At 62.3% G+C, this 15021-nt stretch carries 18 protein-coding genes; 8 read left to right on the top strand and 10 right to left on the bottom strand.

Annotated features, from left to right (window positions below):
* Positions 1-150 precede the first annotated feature (150 nt).
* Positions 151-1371 carry an AI-2E family transporter gene (locus tag NKH83_RS17850; RefSeq protein WP_254817528.1) on the top strand — a complete coding sequence of 407 codons (1221 nt, stop codon included), beginning with the start codon at positions 151-153 and terminating at the stop codon, positions 1369-1371.
* Here NKH83_RS17850 and NKH83_RS17845 read toward each other — a convergent pair.
* From NKH83_RS17845 to NKH83_RS17835, 3 genes are all read right to left on the bottom strand, one after another.
* Positions 1359-2255 carry a DMT family transporter gene (locus NKH83_RS17845; RefSeq protein ID WP_352806119.1) on the bottom strand — a complete coding sequence of 299 codons (897 nt, stop codon included), beginning with the start codon at positions 2253-2255 and terminating at the stop codon, positions 1359-1361. The two genes, NKH83_RS17850 and NKH83_RS17845, sit on opposite strands and share 13 nt — an antisense overlap.
* Before the next feature lie 121 nt (positions 2256-2376).
* A complete protein-coding gene (locus NKH83_RS17840; RefSeq protein ID WP_023717252.1) occupies positions 2377-3141 on the bottom strand; it encodes an arginyltransferase in 765 nt (254 codons plus the stop codon).
* A gap of 125 nt (positions 3142-3266) precedes the next feature.
* The gene (locus NKH83_RS17835; RefSeq protein ID WP_254817529.1) at positions 3267-3737 is read right to left on the bottom strand and encodes an RDD family protein; all 471 of its coding nucleotides are present in this window, start codon (positions 3735-3737) and stop codon (positions 3267-3269) included.
* A 211-nt stretch (positions 3738-3948) separates the two neighbouring features.
* Between NKH83_RS17835 and sthA the strand changes: the two genes are divergently transcribed.
* Positions 3949-5337, top strand: coding sequence for a Si-specific NAD(P)(+) transhydrogenase (gene sthA, locus NKH83_RS17830; protein ID WP_352477139.1), 1389 nt, complete (start codon positions 3949-3951; stop codon positions 5335-5337).
* 9 nt (positions 5338-5346) lie between these two features.
* Here sthA and NKH83_RS17825 read toward each other — a convergent pair whose 3' ends face one another.
* Positions 5347-6021, bottom strand: a complete 675-nt coding sequence (locus NKH83_RS17825) for an alpha/beta hydrolase (protein WP_352477140.1) — start codon at positions 6019-6021, stop codon at positions 5347-5349.
* A 217-nt stretch (positions 6022-6238) separates the two neighbouring features.
* Between NKH83_RS17825 and NKH83_RS17820 the strand changes: the two genes are divergently transcribed.
* Positions 6239-7414 (top strand): OpgC family protein, encoded by a 1176-nt coding sequence (locus NKH83_RS17820; RefSeq protein ID WP_352477141.1) that lies wholly within the window; start codon positions 6239-6241, stop codon positions 7412-7414.
* A gap of 23 nt (positions 7415-7437) precedes the next feature.
* Here NKH83_RS17820 and NKH83_RS17815 read toward each other — a convergent pair whose 3' ends face one another.
* Positions 7438-8520 carry a LacI family DNA-binding transcriptional regulator gene (locus NKH83_RS17815; protein WP_352477142.1) on the bottom strand — a complete coding sequence of 361 codons (1083 nt, stop codon included), beginning with the start codon at positions 8518-8520 and terminating at the stop codon, positions 7438-7440.
* A 163-nt stretch (positions 8521-8683) separates the two neighbouring features.
* Between NKH83_RS17815 and NKH83_RS17810 the strand changes: the two genes are divergently transcribed.
* Positions 8684-8827, top strand: a complete 144-nt coding sequence (locus NKH83_RS17810; RefSeq protein WP_352477143.1) for a hypothetical protein — start codon at positions 8684-8686, stop codon at positions 8825-8827.
* A gap of 62 nt (positions 8828-8889) precedes the next feature.
* Positions 8890-9033 (top strand): hypothetical protein, encoded by a 144-nt coding sequence (locus NKH83_RS17805; protein ID WP_352477145.1) that lies wholly within the window; start codon positions 8890-8892, stop codon positions 9031-9033.
* Between the two features lie 69 nt (positions 9034-9102).
* Here the strand turns inward: NKH83_RS17805 and NKH83_RS17800 are convergent, their stop codons facing one another.
* The gene (locus NKH83_RS17800) at positions 9103-9474 is read right to left on the bottom strand and encodes a DUF423 domain-containing protein (RefSeq protein WP_352477146.1); all 372 of its coding nucleotides are present in this window, start codon (positions 9472-9474) and stop codon (positions 9103-9105) included.
* Positions 9475-9527: 53 nt separating this feature from the next.
* Entirely contained in the window at positions 9528-10787 is a 1260-nt protein-coding gene (locus tag NKH83_RS17795) for a multidrug efflux MFS transporter (RefSeq protein WP_352477147.1), read from the bottom strand.
* Positions 10788-10968: 181 nt separating this feature from the next.
* On the opposite strand from NKH83_RS17795, the gene NKH83_RS17790 reads away from it, so the two are divergent.
* Both NKH83_RS17790 and NKH83_RS17785 read left to right on the top strand, forming a co-directional pair.
* A complete protein-coding gene (locus NKH83_RS17790; RefSeq protein WP_352477149.1) occupies positions 10969-11631 on the top strand; it encodes a GntR family transcriptional regulator in 663 nt (220 codons plus the stop codon).
* A 96-nt stretch (positions 11632-11727) separates the two neighbouring features.
* Positions 11728-11985, top strand: coding sequence for a DUF982 domain-containing protein (locus NKH83_RS17785; protein ID WP_023674477.1), 258 nt, complete (start codon positions 11728-11730; stop codon positions 11983-11985).
* 51 nt (positions 11986-12036) lie between these two features.
* Here the strand turns inward: NKH83_RS17785 and NKH83_RS17780 are convergent, their stop codons facing one another.
* Both NKH83_RS17780 and NKH83_RS17775 read right to left on the bottom strand, forming a co-directional pair.
* A complete protein-coding gene (locus NKH83_RS17780; RefSeq protein ID WP_352477150.1) occupies positions 12037-12195 on the bottom strand; it encodes a hypothetical protein in 159 nt (52 codons plus the stop codon).
* A gap of 110 nt (positions 12196-12305) precedes the next feature.
* On the bottom strand, positions 12306-13349 hold the full coding sequence (locus tag NKH83_RS17775) for an aldo/keto reductase (protein ID WP_352477152.1): 1044 nt from the start codon (positions 13347-13349) through the stop codon (positions 12306-12308).
* 280 nt (positions 13350-13629) lie between these two features.
* On the opposite strand from NKH83_RS17775, the gene NKH83_RS17770 reads away from it, so the two are divergent.
* The gene (locus tag NKH83_RS17770; RefSeq protein ID WP_352477153.1) at positions 13630-14103 is read left to right on the top strand and encodes a polyphosphate kinase 2 family protein; all 474 of its coding nucleotides are present in this window, start codon (positions 13630-13632) and stop codon (positions 14101-14103) included.
* A 45-nt stretch (positions 14104-14148) separates the two neighbouring features.
* Here the strand turns inward: NKH83_RS17770 and NKH83_RS17765 are convergent, their stop codons facing one another.
* Positions 14149-14796 (bottom strand): dihydrofolate reductase family protein, encoded by a 648-nt coding sequence (locus NKH83_RS17765; protein ID WP_352477155.1) that lies wholly within the window; start codon positions 14794-14796, stop codon positions 14149-14151.
* Between the last annotated feature and the right edge of the window lie 225 nt (positions 14797-15021).

Below are 15021 nucleotides of genomic sequence, written 5' to 3'. Positions count from 1 at the left end.
ACCCCTCAACCGTCTCGGCGCTGCGCGCCAATCCACCTTCTCCCACAGGGGGAGAAGGAAGAGGCGCCACCCAAACATTTGGAATGTCGTCACGATTGCTGCACTATATCAGTGCATAAGCGACGCTATGGGCCAGGGAGAATTGGGCGCTTGAAGGAAGTCAGGATCCAGAAGCCGGAGCGGCAGCAGCGCCTGTTTGGCCTGTCGACGCCGCTCAGGGCCGCTGTCATTCCGCCGCTGTCGGCGGCGCGCTGGCTCCTGGTGCTGATCGTTGCCGCTGGCGTTTACTTCTTCCACGGCTTCCTGTTTCCGGTCCTTGCCGCCCTGGTGATCGCCTTCGCCAGCTGGCCACTCTATCGACGGCTGCTCGCCGGCGTCGGCGGCAACCGCACCATCGCGGCGACGCTTGCGATCTTGTTCATCCTGACCTTCCTGGTGGTGCCGATCGCGCTTGCCGGCACCTACGCCATCAATGAGGTGCGCGAATGGGTCAACTGGTCGATCGAGACCAACCGCTACGGTGCGCCGACGCCGCACTGGATCGCCACCATGCCCGTGGTGGGCGAATGGCTCAATGAACAATGGACGGTCAACGTTGGCCACCCTGGCGGTATCGGCGAACTGATCCAGCTGATCAGCGGCGCCAATATCGGCAGCATCTACCGCGGCGTGCTTGCCGCGGGCGGCAGCGCCTTCGGCCTTTTGCTGACGCTGCTGTTCATGATGATCGCGCTGTTCTTCGCCTATCGCGACGGCGAGCATTTCGCCGGACAGGTCGATCGCCTCGGCGAACGCATCCTGCCGGCCAGATGGGAACGGATCTCACGCGTGGTGCCGGCGACGATCTCCTCGACGGTGACCGGCATGACTGTTATCGCCATCGGCGAAGGGCTGGTGCTGGGCATCGCTTACTGGTTGGCCGGCGTGCCGTCGCCGGTGACGCTCGGCGCGCTGACCGGCATCATGGCGCTGATCCCCGGCGGCGCGCCCCTGTCCTTCACGCTGGTCTCGATCTATCTCGCTGCCAGCGGCTCGCCGATGGCGGGGCTGGCGCTGTTCATCTGGGGCGCGGTCGAACTCTTCATCGTCGACAAGACATTGCGCCCGAAGCTGGTCGGCGGGCCGATAAAGCTGCCGTTCCTGCCAACCTTTTTCGGCCTGATCGGCGGCGTCAAGACGATGGGTTTTCTCGGCCTGTTCATAGGCCCGGTGCTGATGGCCCTGCTGGTCGCAATCTGGCGCGAATGGCTGCGCGAAGTGGAACTGACCGATGAACTCGCTGCCGCCGAACCGGCGGAGCACGATGACGCGCCGCCGCAGATCGAAATTGTCGCCGAGCGCGCCGCCGCGAAAAAGAATCAGGCCGGGTGACTGACGGCGAACGTGGCGCGGCGTTTGCGCCCCTCGTGCAACTGCCAGAGCGAATGGCCGATCAAAGTCATGATTAGGATCGCGCCGCCGATCAGGCTGTTGCGCGACGGCGCTTCGGCGAAGATCATCCACACCCAGACCGGTGCCAGCACGGTTTCAAGCAGGTAGAACATCGCCACCTCCGGCCCGGAGATGTATTTCGGGCCGTTGGCGAGGCAGAAGAACGAGATCGGCATGATGACGGCACCGTTGAAAACGATCCACCATGGCGCGTTGACGTGAAAACCCACCTTGGAAACCATCAGGGCGGCGACGGCCAGCGGCAGGACCACTCCGATCAGCGCCGTGAAACCCATATCCTTGCCGCTTGCGCGCGAGATAGTAATGGCCGCTGCGATCATGAAAGCCGAGCATAGCGCCATCAGGTCGCCGAAGAGATGTCCGGTTCCAACGGAATCGCCGACAATGATCGTCACGCCGACGATCATCAGTGCCAGCGCTGCAAGCGTCAGGGGCCGTGGCCTCTCCTTCAGGAACAGCCATGACAAAAGGGCCGCGAACATGGTTGTGAAGGCCAGGATGAAAACGAGGTTGGCGGTCGAGGTGTTGTAGACGCCGGTGATGAAGGCGATCGAGCCGAGCCCGTAGAGGGCGGCAACGATGAGCCCTGACCAGCCCGGGATAAGCTGCGGCGCCTTTGCGCTCAGCGAGCGCCAGACGGCCCAGATGATGAGCGTGGCGACCAAGGTCGTACCGGTGCGCAACAGCAGGATCGTCCATGCCTCGCCATCGGCGAGCCGGATCAGCGGAATGTCGACCGTCAGCGTCAGCCCGCCGATGGCGGTGATCAGAAGGCCTCTCTGGTGGTCGTTGTGGGAAGACATGCGGCAATTCTCGCGTAGGCTTGGAGGCGCAAAATTGACCCGGCCGGTTTTCCAGCCGATCGGCCGGAAGCCCAGCGGCATCCTCCTCGAAACAATTAAGAGTGAATACCGAAAGCGAAGATCAGCGCGAAACCGCTTCGTGATTGTAGCGTTCCCAACCTTTCGGGCCGAGATGCTCCTGCGGCTGGAAGCGCATCTTATAATTCATCTTGCGCGAGCCGTTGACCCAGTAACCCAGGTAGACATGGGGCAGGCCCATCGCCCTGGCGCGGGCGATGTGGTCGAGGATCATGAAGGTGCCGAGCGAGCGGTCCTCGAAGTCCGGGTTGAAGTAGGAATAGACCATCGACAGGCCATCGGCCATCTTGTCGGTGAGCGCTACGGCGATCAGCTCGCCCTGGCCCTTGCCGGTGATGAAGCTGTCGGGTCCGCGGCGACGGTATTCGATGACCTTGGTGTCGACATGGGTATCCTCGACCATCATGGCGTAGTCGAGCACGGTCATGTCGGACATGCCGCCACGGCGGTGGCGGGCGTCGAGATAGCTGCGGAACAGCGAATATTGCTCGGTGGAGGGCTCGGCGTCGTGCATGGCGCCGACCAGATCCGAATTATGCTGTATGACGCGTTTCATGTTTCGGCTGGCGGTGAATTCCTGCGCCAGGATGCGCACCGACACACAGGCGCGGCAGGTCTCGCAAGCCGGCCTGTAAGCGATGTTCTGCGACCGCCTGAATCCACCCTGCGTCAACAGATCGTTCATCTCCGGGGCCTTGTCGCCGACCAGGTGTGTGAACACCTTGCGCTCGAACTGGCCCTCGAGATAGGGACATGGCGAGGGCGCGGTCAGAAAGAACTGCGGCGACTGGGTCGGGTGCTGCGTCATCGAGCCTTGGAAACACTCCTGCGAATCGCTCTACCTTTGGCGCGGACGCCGAAAAATTCAACAGGATTGTGAAAGCCTGGTTGATTGGACGTCTTCACATTTGTGCGCAAAGGCTGCGCCCGCGCTCAGCGGCCGCTGCGGCTGACGACGGTGCCGAGCAGCAGGTCGTGCAGCGTGCGCTTGCGATCGGAAAACAGGCTCACCAGCAGGACTAGCGGCGAAAGGATGACATTGCCCGCCCAAAACAGCACCGAATGCACGACGGCGGTCAGCCCGTCGATGGGGCCGCCGTCGAGTCGGTCGAGCCGGATGCCCATTATCTTCATGCCGGTGGTGGCCTGGTCTTTACTGCCGAGCGTGTTCCAGATGTAGAGGATGGCGACGGCCGGCACGAGAATGGAAAACAGCATCCAGCCAAGGCCGAGCGTCAACAGCCCGAACAGGAACACCAGGATCGCGAATGGAATGGTGAGCAGCGCCACGATGAAATAATCGATGACGAAGGCGAGAATGCGCCGCGTGCGCACGCCCTCATAGGCGCTGATATCTTCGAGCCTGTTGGTGATGATTTCGCCGTCGAGAACGCGAGCGTTCATGTCATTTCCTCGTAATCGAACCCGGGTTAATGCACGGGGCCGCTTGTTGATGAAATGGTGAAGGTTCGCGGCGGAATCAAGATCGAGCCGTCCACCATGTAGATGGTGACGGAGCACTTGGCGCCGTCTGTGACTTGTTGAATTTGTGGCGCGGATAGCGTTAGCTTGCTGCGGCGCAACAAAAAGCGCCAAGCCGAGGGGACGGGGCGACATGGACTATGACATGCTGGTCATCGGCAGCGGCCCATCCGGGCGCCGCGCCGCGGTGCAGTCGGCCAAGCTCGGCAAGTCGGTGCTGGTGGTCGACAGAGGCCGGCGCCTCGGCGGCGTGTCGGTGCATACCGGCACCATCCCGTCGAAGACGTTGCGCGAGACGGTGCTCAACCTCTCAGGCTGGCGCGAGCGCGGCTTTTACGGTCGCGGCTACCGGGTCAAGCAGGACATTTCGGTCGGCGATCTGGTCGAGCGCCTGCATAAGACGCTCGACCATGAGGTCGAGGTACTGCAGCACCAGTTCATGCGCAACACGGTCAAGAGCGCACGTGCCGCGGCAAAATTCCTCGGCCCCAACAAAGTCAGCCTGACCACCGACACCGGCGACTACAGCGAGGTTGGCTTCGCCCATGCGCTGATCGCGGTCGGCACCCGGCCGCACCGGCCGCGCGACGTGCCGTTCGACAAGACACGGATCTTCGACAGCGACGAGATGCTGGAGCTCGACCGCCTGCCACGCACGCTGACGGTGATCGGCGCCGGCGTCATCGGCGTCGAATATGCAACGATCTTTTCGGCGCTCGACGTGCCGGTGACGCTGGTCGAGCCGCGCAATACCATGTTGGATTTCGTCGACCGCGAGATCGTCGACGACTTCATCCATCAGATGCGCGACCGCGGCATGACCATCCGATTGGGCAGTGCCGTCAAGGAGATCGCCTCGAAACCCGACTATGCTGAGGTGAAGCTGACCGACGGCCGCACCATACGTTCCGAGATGGTGCTTTATGCTGCAGGGCGTACCGGCAATGTCGGCAGCCTGGGCTTGGAAGCGGTCGGCATTGAGGCCGATCCCAGGGGCCGCATCAAGGTCGATCCGCAGACGTTCCAGACAAGCGCGCCCAACATCTATGCCGCCGGCGACGTCATTGGTTTTCCGAGCCTGGCCTCGACTTCGATGGAGCAGGGCAGGGTGGCCGCCTGCCATGCCTTCGGCGTGCCCTTGCCGCCGCCGCCCGAAACCTTTCCCTACGGCATCTACGCCGTGCCGGAAATCTCCACCGTCGGCCAATCCGAGGAGCAGGTGCGCGAGAGTGGTGCCGCCTACGAGGTCGGCGTGGCGCGGTTTCGCGAGACATCGCGCGGCCACATCATGGGCGTCAACACCGGCTTTCTGAAGCTTCTGTTCTCGATCGAAACACGCCGTCTGCTCGGCGCCCATATTGTCGGCGAGGGCGCGACCGAGCTCATCCACATTGGCCAGGCGGTGATCAATCTCGGCGGCACCGTCGACTTCTTCGTCAACAACACCTTCAATTATCCGACGCTGGCCGAAGCCTACAAGATCGCCGGGCTAGACGCCTGGAACCGCATGGGGCGAGGGTAGCTTCTCGGCTCATCGATCTGACGTTGCAACGGCGGCTGCAGGATCCGCCAGCCATTGCCTGACTATCGCGGCGTCCGGATTGCCGATTTCATGGCCGGAGGCGACGGTGTGGGCCTCGACTTTGGCGCCATGCCGGCTGAGCAGTCCGACCAGCGCGAGTGCGAAGGGCCGGTAAGTCAGGTCGTCGGCGCCGGATAAGATTACCACCCGTGCGTTGCTGAGATCCGCCGGCGGCACCTCGTCCAGAACCGGCATCGGGCGCAGCAAAGCCGCTTGGACGATGAGCCGCGGATGAAGCAGCATCACGCTTGAAACCAGGTTGGCGCCGTTGGAGTAGCCGATAAAGGAGGCTCGGACGAGATCGAGGTCGTGGCGTTTCGCGGCCTTGGGGATGAAGTCAGCGAAAGCGTCCGCCTCTTTGCGGATGCTGTCCTGCTCGAATCGTATCGGCGAAATCCGCCTGAACCACCGGAAACCGTCTTCCTGGGCGATGCGGCCACGCACCGCCACCAAGGTAGCGTGCGGCGAGACTTGGCGCCCCAGCGGCACCAGAGTCGTCTCGTCGACACCCGATCCATGCAGCAGAAAGAGGCACTCTCCGGTTGGTGCTGCGGGCCTGTAAACGCGGTAAAAAAATGGCAGGTCGCGCCGCAAAAAGTCATCTTCCGGAGGTTTTTCGGACATAGTTGCATCCTTTTGTTTTCACGATGTTTTCATTCATTTGCCGGCTTCAAAACGGAATATTTTCAAGCTCCGCGAAAGTTGATTGAACCGGGCGCATTTCAGTCCGTTTCTTTGCCGATATAATCCCCGCGGGAGGGATTCGAAGCAGTGTGCGCCGGGTGGTCGCCCAGGTGGTTGCATACCGCGCATGAACAACCAGCTTTAAGGCCTTTTATCGATGACCATGCCAGTTTCGCCGGAACGCGATACGCGTATTGACGTGTTCCGGGCACTCGCCCTCCTGACCATATTCATCGACCACGTGCCGGGCACAGTTTTCGAAACCCTGACCTACAAGAATTTCGGGTTTTCGGATGCGGCCGAGGCCTTCGTGCTGATCTCCGGCATGTCCGTCGCTCTTGCCTACGGCACCAAATTCCAGCCGGGAAACCGGCTGGTCGCAACGCTGAAGATGTGGCGCCGCGCCGGCGTGCTCTATGTCACCCACATCGTCACGACGATGGTGGTCATGGCCATCTTCTGCGCAGCGGCGGTGTTTGCGAAACGGCCGGACCTTCTGACGCTGATCAACATCGAGCCGCTCGTCAGGAACCCGCCGCAAGTCCTGGTCGGTATCGTCACGCTCGGCCATCAGCTCGGTTACAACAACATACTGCCGGTCTATGCGGTGCTGCTGTTGATGGCGCCGGCCTTCCTGCTGTTCATCAGCTACAGGCCACTGGCCGCGCTTGCCGTGTCCGCAGCCCTTTGGCTGGTTGCCGGAATCTACCAGATCGCGCCGCCGAACTACCCGGAGCCCGGGTTCTGGTTCCTCAATCCGCTGTCATGGCAATTGCTGTTCAATATCGGCATGGCCAGCGTGTTGCATGTGCGGCGCGGCGGCACCATCCCGGTCAATCGGTGGCTGGTCGGCGCGGCGGCCGCCTATGTGCTGACGGCGCTCGTCTGGGTGCATAGCCCGCTGTGGGGGCATGTGTCATGGCTCGACCTGCCGGTGGTGCTGACCGGTTTCGACAAGACGTTCCTGTCGTTGCCGCGGCTGCTGCACATCCTGGCGATGAGCTATCTGGTCGTCGCCTTGCCTTTCGTCTCGAACCTGTTCCGCACCGGCCGCGACAATCCGCTCGCCATATTGGGCAAACGCTCGCTGCCGGTTTTCATTGCCGGCACGGTGATTGCCATGGCGGCGCAGGTGATGAAGCTGATCAACCCGGGCGGCATTGCCTATGACAGTCTGCTGCTCGCCGCCGGCATCGCCATGCAGTTCGCGCTCGCCTTTTATCTGGAGTGGCTGTCCGCAATCGGCTGGTCCGGCAAGGGCAAGCCGGTCCGCAACGAGGCGTTGCCTGTTCGTCCATCCTTTGGCATCGGTCCCATGGCGGCAAATAGATAAGATTTGGTGCCGATCTGCCCCAGTCAGCCTGTACTTAGCGGCGGTCCGGACGATTCCCTGACAACAAGTTCGACGTCGAGCGTTTCTCGCCGCACCGTGCCGTCGAAGTCGAGGATTCTTCGCGCTGCCCGGCGGCCTATCTCGGCGATCGGCTGGGCGATGGTGGTGAGCGGAGGCTCGCAAGTTGCGGCTTCAGGCACGCCGTCGAAGCCGACGACGGAAACATCGCGGGGAACCGCGATGCCCCGTGCGTTGAGCCATTCCAATGCCACCATTGCGATCCGGTCCGACATCGCCAGGATGGCGGTCGGCGGTTCCGCCGAGGCGAAGATGGTTTCAAGGCCAGCCCTTGTGCTCGCCTTATCGTTTTCGGTCTCGTAGACCAGCACCTTGTCGGTGTCGACACCAAACCGAGAAAGCTCTTCGAAATAGCCGAGGAGGCGATCACGGGTTCCGGTATAGGACGCCGTCCGGACCTGCTCGGGCGAGACAAGACCGGTGCTGTCGTCGGCGAAGGCCAGCGACAACACGGCGAAGCGGCGATGTCCAAGTTCCGCCAGATGGCGCGCCGCGAGCCGGCCGCCGGCAACATTGTCGATACTGATCGCGGAGACCGTATCGTCCTGCGAGCCGAGCTCGAGCGCGACGAAGGGGAGCTTTCGTTCGCGCGTCAGCTCAACGAGACGCGGACCGCCCTCGATGCAGAACAGGATGAAGCCGTCCACGAGGGCGCTCTGGATATTCCAGGCAAGTTTTTCCTCGTTGCCAGCCGACACGAGGGCTATCCCCGCGCCGGTGGCGTCGCAGGCTTCCGAGATGCCGGCCATCATCACGCGGGCAAACGGGTCGTCGAAGAAGTAAGACAGCGGCTCGGTTGTGGCGACGCCGATCGCATTGACCTTGCCGGCGCGCAGCAGGCGGCCCTTGGGATCCGGGCCGGCGTAGCCCAGGGCGTCGGCCGCCGCCTTGACCCGCTCGCGGACTTCCTCGCGCACGATTTCGGGACGGCTGAAGACATTGGACGCAGTGCCGTGCGATACGCCCGCGGCTTTGGCGATGTCCGCCAGCCGGATGGGTCTCCTGCCGCCTTCGGTGAGTGATGCCATTGTTTGTCTCCACGACTCCTGTCCAACAGTATCGCCGATTACCTAACATCTTCCTTGGATCGATTCAAATTTTTGCTTGACATTTATGGTGTGACGCGTATTCTTGAATCGATCCAAGAGCGGTTTTTATCCGCAGATTGGATCGATACAAGAGGAGAGCGCCATGCACCCCGTCAATTATCTGTTCGAGGACATTTACCGGAACGACTGGAGCATCCGCTCGGGCGCAGATGCCCGTAAGGGGCGCGACAGGACCGGTCCGTGGATTCGCGACCTGCGTTTCCTCGTAGGACGCAAGCGGAGCTGATCGGCGGCCTATTTTTGTCCCCGCGGATTGGATCGATTCAAAAAGCTAGAGGAGATTAAGCCATGCATCCGATCAAGCATCTGTTCGAAGACATCTATCGCAATTATTGGGGCATCTCGCCGGCCACCGAACGGCTGGAGCGACGGCGTATAGTCAAGACGCCCAAGCGCGACGGCCAAGTCCGGCCCGAACGTCCGCAAGACTGAGCTGGCAAGACGGAGCCGTGGATCGAGCGCGGCTGGCGAAAAGAGCAGCGGCCGCCATTGGTTGCCGCATCAATGGCGGCGCGGGCGTACCAGCGCCGAGGCGGCCATCACGAGCCAGCCGCCGATGAGCAACGTGCCGCCGATCGGCGCCGACATCGGGAACAGCCGCGAGCCAAGGAAGTCGCGGGCCAAAAGATCTCCCGAGAAAAGCAGAAGCCCGACGAGAAGGATGAGGCTTCCGGTTCGCAGGATTCTATTGCCACCGAGCAGCCCGACGGTAAGGAAGACCGGCGCATGCATGAGCAGGAAGGATGCGGCCGTACCGACGAAAGCGCCGCCGAGATGTGCCGCCGCCGCCGAAAGAGCCACGCCGGTTCCGCCGCATAGGCCGCCGGCAAAAATCAGAATGCGACTGCCCGCCGTCTGTTCAGCCATGCTCATTTCCACGCCTCCGCGATTCCTGGCGACCGCCTGAGATAGTGCGGCGAACCGTGTCAGGATTTGCCGGCTTCCGCCAGCATGGCGCGTTCGCGGCGCGACTGGACCAGCCAGTTATAGGCCGCTCCGCCCGCCATCAGCACCGATGTGCCGAGAAACACCGAGCGCATACCGAAATGGCCGCCGACGAAGCCGCCGAGCAACGGTCCGGCGACCTGCCCGACATATTGCGCCGAGATCGACAAGCCCAGCACATTGCCGCCGACGCCATCCGGCACATTGTGGCGGATGACGCTGGTGATGCAGGGCACGAGACCGCCAAGCGCCAGGCCCATCAAGAAACGCAGGCCGACGAGTTGCCAGCCCTGCGTAACGAAGGCCTGCGGGATCAGGAGCAGCGCCGAGACGGCGAGTGCGGCAACGATTACGTTCCAATGGCCGATACGGTCGGCGAGCTTGCCGAGCCGCGACGCCGACACGATGGCGCCGAGCGCCGCCGCGGACATGACGATGCCGGAGATCAGCGTGACCTGGCTCTGATCTTCGATGAGCTGTTGGACATAGACGGTGATGATCGGCTCGATCGACATGGTGGCAAAACTCAAGAGCATGCCGGTCGCCAGCATGGCGACGACGGGGCGCTTGTCGGGAATCTGCGACCAGCCGCCTCTCGCTTTTTCTTGTGACGCCGCCTTGACGGCAACCGGGCGAGGGGCCTCCTTGATCAGCAAGGTGGTTGCCAGAAACGCCAGGAAAATGACGCCGCCTGCGAGCAGGAAGGTGGCGCGGATTCCAATCAGCGGCGGCAGCGCGCCGCCGAGCAGCGGACCGACCAGAGCACCGGCGGTTATGCCGGCCGACAGCACGCCCAGCGCCCAGCCGGAGCGATCCTTCGGCGTCTGCATGGCAACCAGGATGGTCGAGCCCGAAGAATAGCCGCCGGCAAAGCCGATCAGCAGGCGCAGGAGCACCATTTGCCAGACGGTCTGCACCATGCCGGTCACCGACATGCACAGCGCCATGCCGAAACTGGCACGCACCAGCATCAGTTTGCGGCCGTAGCGGTCGCCTAGCCGCCCCCACAGCGGTGCGACCAGCGCGGCAGCAAGGAAGGTTGCGCCGTAGGCAATGCCCGACCACTGGGCGATCGCCGCGTGACCCTCTGCGCCCAACTGCTCGACGTAAAGCGGCAGGAAGGGCAACAGCAGCGTCATCGCTACAAGCGTGCTGAACGAGCCGGCAAAACACACGGCGAGATTGCGACGCCAGTGGACGTTGTGCGTGCCCTGCGTGGCGAGGGTGGCGTCTTGCGGCATGTCCTGTCCTGTCCGGCCGGCTTGGATGAAAACTTGTTGTGGATCCCATTTTGGTATACCAGATTGGTATCCGTCATGGACGCAAGGCTGGTCGCTGTCAATGCGGCCGCTGCAAAGTGATCGGCAACAAATGGCCGGTGAACAGAGAGCCAATGAAACGGCTCCGACAAACGGAACGCCAATGTCGCAGATGCAAAACGTCGAAAAGCAGCTTCGCGAGATGATCCTCGGGCTCGAGATCGGTCCGGGCGAGCGGCTGACGGAGCGCTGGGTCGAAAGCCGTTTCGGAGCCTCGCGCACGCCGGTCAGGGCGGCATTGCTGCGGCTCGAGACCGAAGGCCTGATCTGCCGCGACGGCCGCGGCTGGACGGTCTCGCCTATCAACCTCGCCGAACTCGAGCAGATCGCCGTCTATCGCGAGGCGGTCGAGGTCGCGGCACTCAGGCTGACTTGTGCCTTGCAGGATAGGAGTGCCGTCGAAATCATCGAGGCGATGCTCGATTCTTGCGACGACAAGACGCCGCGCGAGGAATGGCATCGCGTCGGCATGGATTTTCATATCGAGTTGGCGCGATTGTCCGGCAACGAGTTCCTGTTCAGAGCGGTTCGCGACTCGATGACACGCCTGTCGCGCGCCCGCTGGCTCGAGGTTCGCGACGAGGCAGCACTTGGCCGTGCCTGGGCCGAACACCATGCCATTCTGTCGGCGGTGCGGGCCGGCGATGCCGATAGCGCCGCCCGCCTGCTTTCAGCCCACATCAGTGGCAGCCGCGACCGGCTGGTGGCCTCGCTGCGCAACGACCGGCGCGGCCTGCGCGCCAGGGGATTTGCCGTCGTCGCTTGAGTGAGGATCGGCTGCCATTGATCACGAAAAGGGCAGATGAGCGAAGAATGCTACTTTCGGTCTCGCTTCGCAAATGCCGATGGCGTAAGAGCGGCGATGGAAAACAACCGATTTGACACACCCGTGACCGTCAAGGGTGCGGCGGGAAGCAATCAGCTCTTGCGTACGGCCCGCGAGGCTTCCGACTACCTCCTCAACAATTGGCCCGGCAAGCGCAGTCCCAAGCACCGCGAAGCGCTGCAGGCCTGTCATGATGCGCTGGCCGGCGACAAGCCGGCCATGAACGCAAGACGGGCCTTCATTGCCGCCGCTCGTGAAGTGAACGTCTTCGTCAGCGACAAGGCGCCCGCCTGAGGCATAGCGGGATTTGACCGAGGCCCGGACCGCCTGACAGGCCCGGCGTCATCACTTGGTCGTTTCGGTTTTGGTTTGGGACTCGCTCTCGCCCTCGGGCTTCGATCGCTCCTTGGCTGCGACCTTGGCAGCCTGCTTTTCCGCCTTCTTGGCAGCCTTCTGCCGGTCGCGTTCCTTGCGCTCCTGACCGTAGTTCGGTGCTCGTGCCATATCGTTTCCTTTCGTTGTGCTTGGCCTTTGCCTAGGAGCATTGGACCGCAAACACAACACCGCAAGCACGATCGGCTCCATATCTCGGCGCAGTCCTGAGAGCCCGGCTTTCAGGCGCCATCGCGGTCGAGGACGAGATCGGCCGGACCGAACCGGTCCTTTGCGGTGAACTGCTGGTGCCAGTAGGGGTAGAGCACGGGCGGCCTGCTGACCGCGTCGAGCCGTGTGCGCTCCTCATCGCCAAGCACCAGGCTTGCAGCGGCGATATTGTCTTTGAAATGCGCTTCGGTTCGTCCGCCGATCACCAACGAGCTGACGGCGGGCCGGCCGAGTAGCCAGGCAAGCGCCACTTGCGCCGCCGACACACCGTGGTTGTTGCCGATGTCGATCAGCGCGTCGACGATCCGCCACAGCCGGTCCTCGTCGCGGATCGGCGGTTCCGACCAGCCGCTGAGCTGGCGGGCGGTCGGCTGGTCACGGTGGTATTTGCCGGACAGCAACCCGCCGGCAAGCGGGCTCCAGACCAGCACGCCGAGCCCTTGGTCGACCGAGATCGGCAACAATTCATACTCGGCCTCGCGCGCTTCCAACGTGTAATGGATCTGCTGGGTGACGAAGCGCGGCTGGTGATGACGGTCACTGATCCCCAGCCCCTTCATCACTTGCCAGCCGGAATAATTGGAGCAGCCGACATAACGGACCTTGCCCTGCGTGACCAGAGTGTCGAGCGCGGCGATGGTTTCCTCAAGCGGTGTCAGGCCATCCCACTCGTGCAGGAAATAGATGTCGATGACATCGGTCCTGAGGCGCTTCAGGCTCCTCTCGCATTCGCGGATCAGATGGTAGCGCGACAAGCCTTCATCGTTGGGGCCTTTGCCGATCCGCATGCGCGCCTTGGAGGCGATCAGCACGTCGCCCTTGCGCTTGCCTCCGAGCGCCTCGCCGATGATCTCTTCCGACACGCCGTTCGAATAGACGTTGGCGGTGTCGATGACATTGACGCCGGCATCGATGCAAAGGTCGATCATCCGGCGCGCCTCGTCGAGGTCGGTCTTGCCGACCGCCGAAAACGCGCCGCCGCCGCCGAACGTCATGGTGCCCATGGTCAGCGTCGAAACCTTCAGCCCGGAACGGCCGAGAGTGCGGTATTCCATGTCGTATCCTCACGATTTATCGGGAAAGGGCGTTGCAAACGACAGCCCTCAATGAACCGGGCATTTGTAGGATAATTCGTTCCGCTTGTCGCCAGTTCCGCAGGGCAAGCTCGATCACATCTTTCCGATTGAACGCACAGCCAGCGCAGCAGTGGCTGCAATAAAAACCGTCATTGCCGGCCTATACTAACATCGGTTCAGCGCTTCGATTTCCGGCCGCCGGGCCGGGCGGCGGAGCGCCTGACAGCGGCCGGCAAGGACTGTAAGCGGAGCAGCGCAAATGACCGAGATAAAACAGAATTCCCCGGCCAGGGACTGGCTGGAAGCGGAACTCGCCGACACGCTCGACGAAGATTATGAGCTGGAAATCTCGGAGCCGGCGCTGTCGATGGAGATCGCCAAGATCTACAAGAATGCGCATCCGCCATCGATCGACCGCCTGCAGTATTTTCGCGATCTCATCACGCTGCAATCCGAATTGATCAAGCTGCAATCCTGGGTCGCCTATCACAAGAAGAAGCTCGTCGTGGTCTTCGAGGGCCGCGACTCGGCGGGCAAGGGTGGCGCCCCGTGGTTCATCGTCGAGGGCAACGACAAGAAACGGGCACGGCTGAACTGCATCGACCAACTCCTCAAGCAGATACCTTATGAGGAGGTGCCGCACGAAGAGATCATACTGCCGGAGCGCGTCTTCAATCCCGAATACGAGCACCAGGTACTGCCGCGCGAACTGTATGTGCCGGAGAAGTACTGACTAAAGCGGCGAGGAGGGCGCTGCTCTGTGGCGCCCTGCGACAAGCTAGGTACGCTCGATGATGACGTGCGTGGCTTTCGGCGTCGCGACCTGCTCGCTGCAGCGATAGCCGAGCTTGGGCATGTCGATGCCGGCAAAAAGGTTCTCGCCGGCGCCCAGCAGGACCGGTGAGATCGCCAGATGCAATTCGTCGATGAGCTTTTCCTGGAGATATTGCCGGATCGTTGCGACGCCGCCGCCGAGCCTTATGTCCTTGCCGTCAGCTGCTGCTTTCGCCTTTTGCAGCGCTGAATGGATGCCATCGGTCACGAAATAGAAGGTCGTGCCGCCCTCCATGACAATCGGATCACGCGGATGATGCGTGAGCACGAAGACCGGCACATGGTAGGGCGGGTTGTCACCCCACCAGCCTTTCCAGCTGTCATCCGGCCATTCGCCGCGGATTGGCCCAAACATGTTGCGGCCGAGGATCCATGCGCCGACGTTTTCGAAGCTGCGTGCGGCGAACGCCTCGTCAGTGTCCGTGGTCCCGCCATCCTTGCCGAGGACCATCTTGCGGAAAGTGCGGGTGCCGAACATCCATCCGTGCAGGGCTTCCCCGCCAACACCCAGCGGGTTCTTCAGGTCTTGGTCGGGACCGGCGCCGAAGCCGTCGATCGACAGGGTGAAAGCGCTGACGCGAAGTTTGGACATGAGAGCCTCCTCGATAACCAATTGTGACATGCAAGCAGTTATCGGGTTAGCTTAACTGATTGCATTTTGCAAGCGGTGTTTTTGGATCGCCGGCTAGCGATGAACGGCTGGGCCACAACCGCCAATCTCCCAACGCTGGCGATTGGCCATAATCAACCATCCCGTCGTCATCCTGGGGCGAAGCAAGGAGCGAAGCGACGCGGCGCAGACCCTAGGATCCATGCC

This window comes from Mesorhizobium sp. M0909 (assembly GCF_040319515.1).
Classification (GTDB): domain Bacteria; phylum Pseudomonadota; class Alphaproteobacteria; order Rhizobiales; family Rhizobiaceae; genus Mesorhizobium.
The sequence above is the reverse complement of the archived record's forward strand: the minus strand, read 5'-3'. Positions and strand labels throughout refer to the sequence as shown.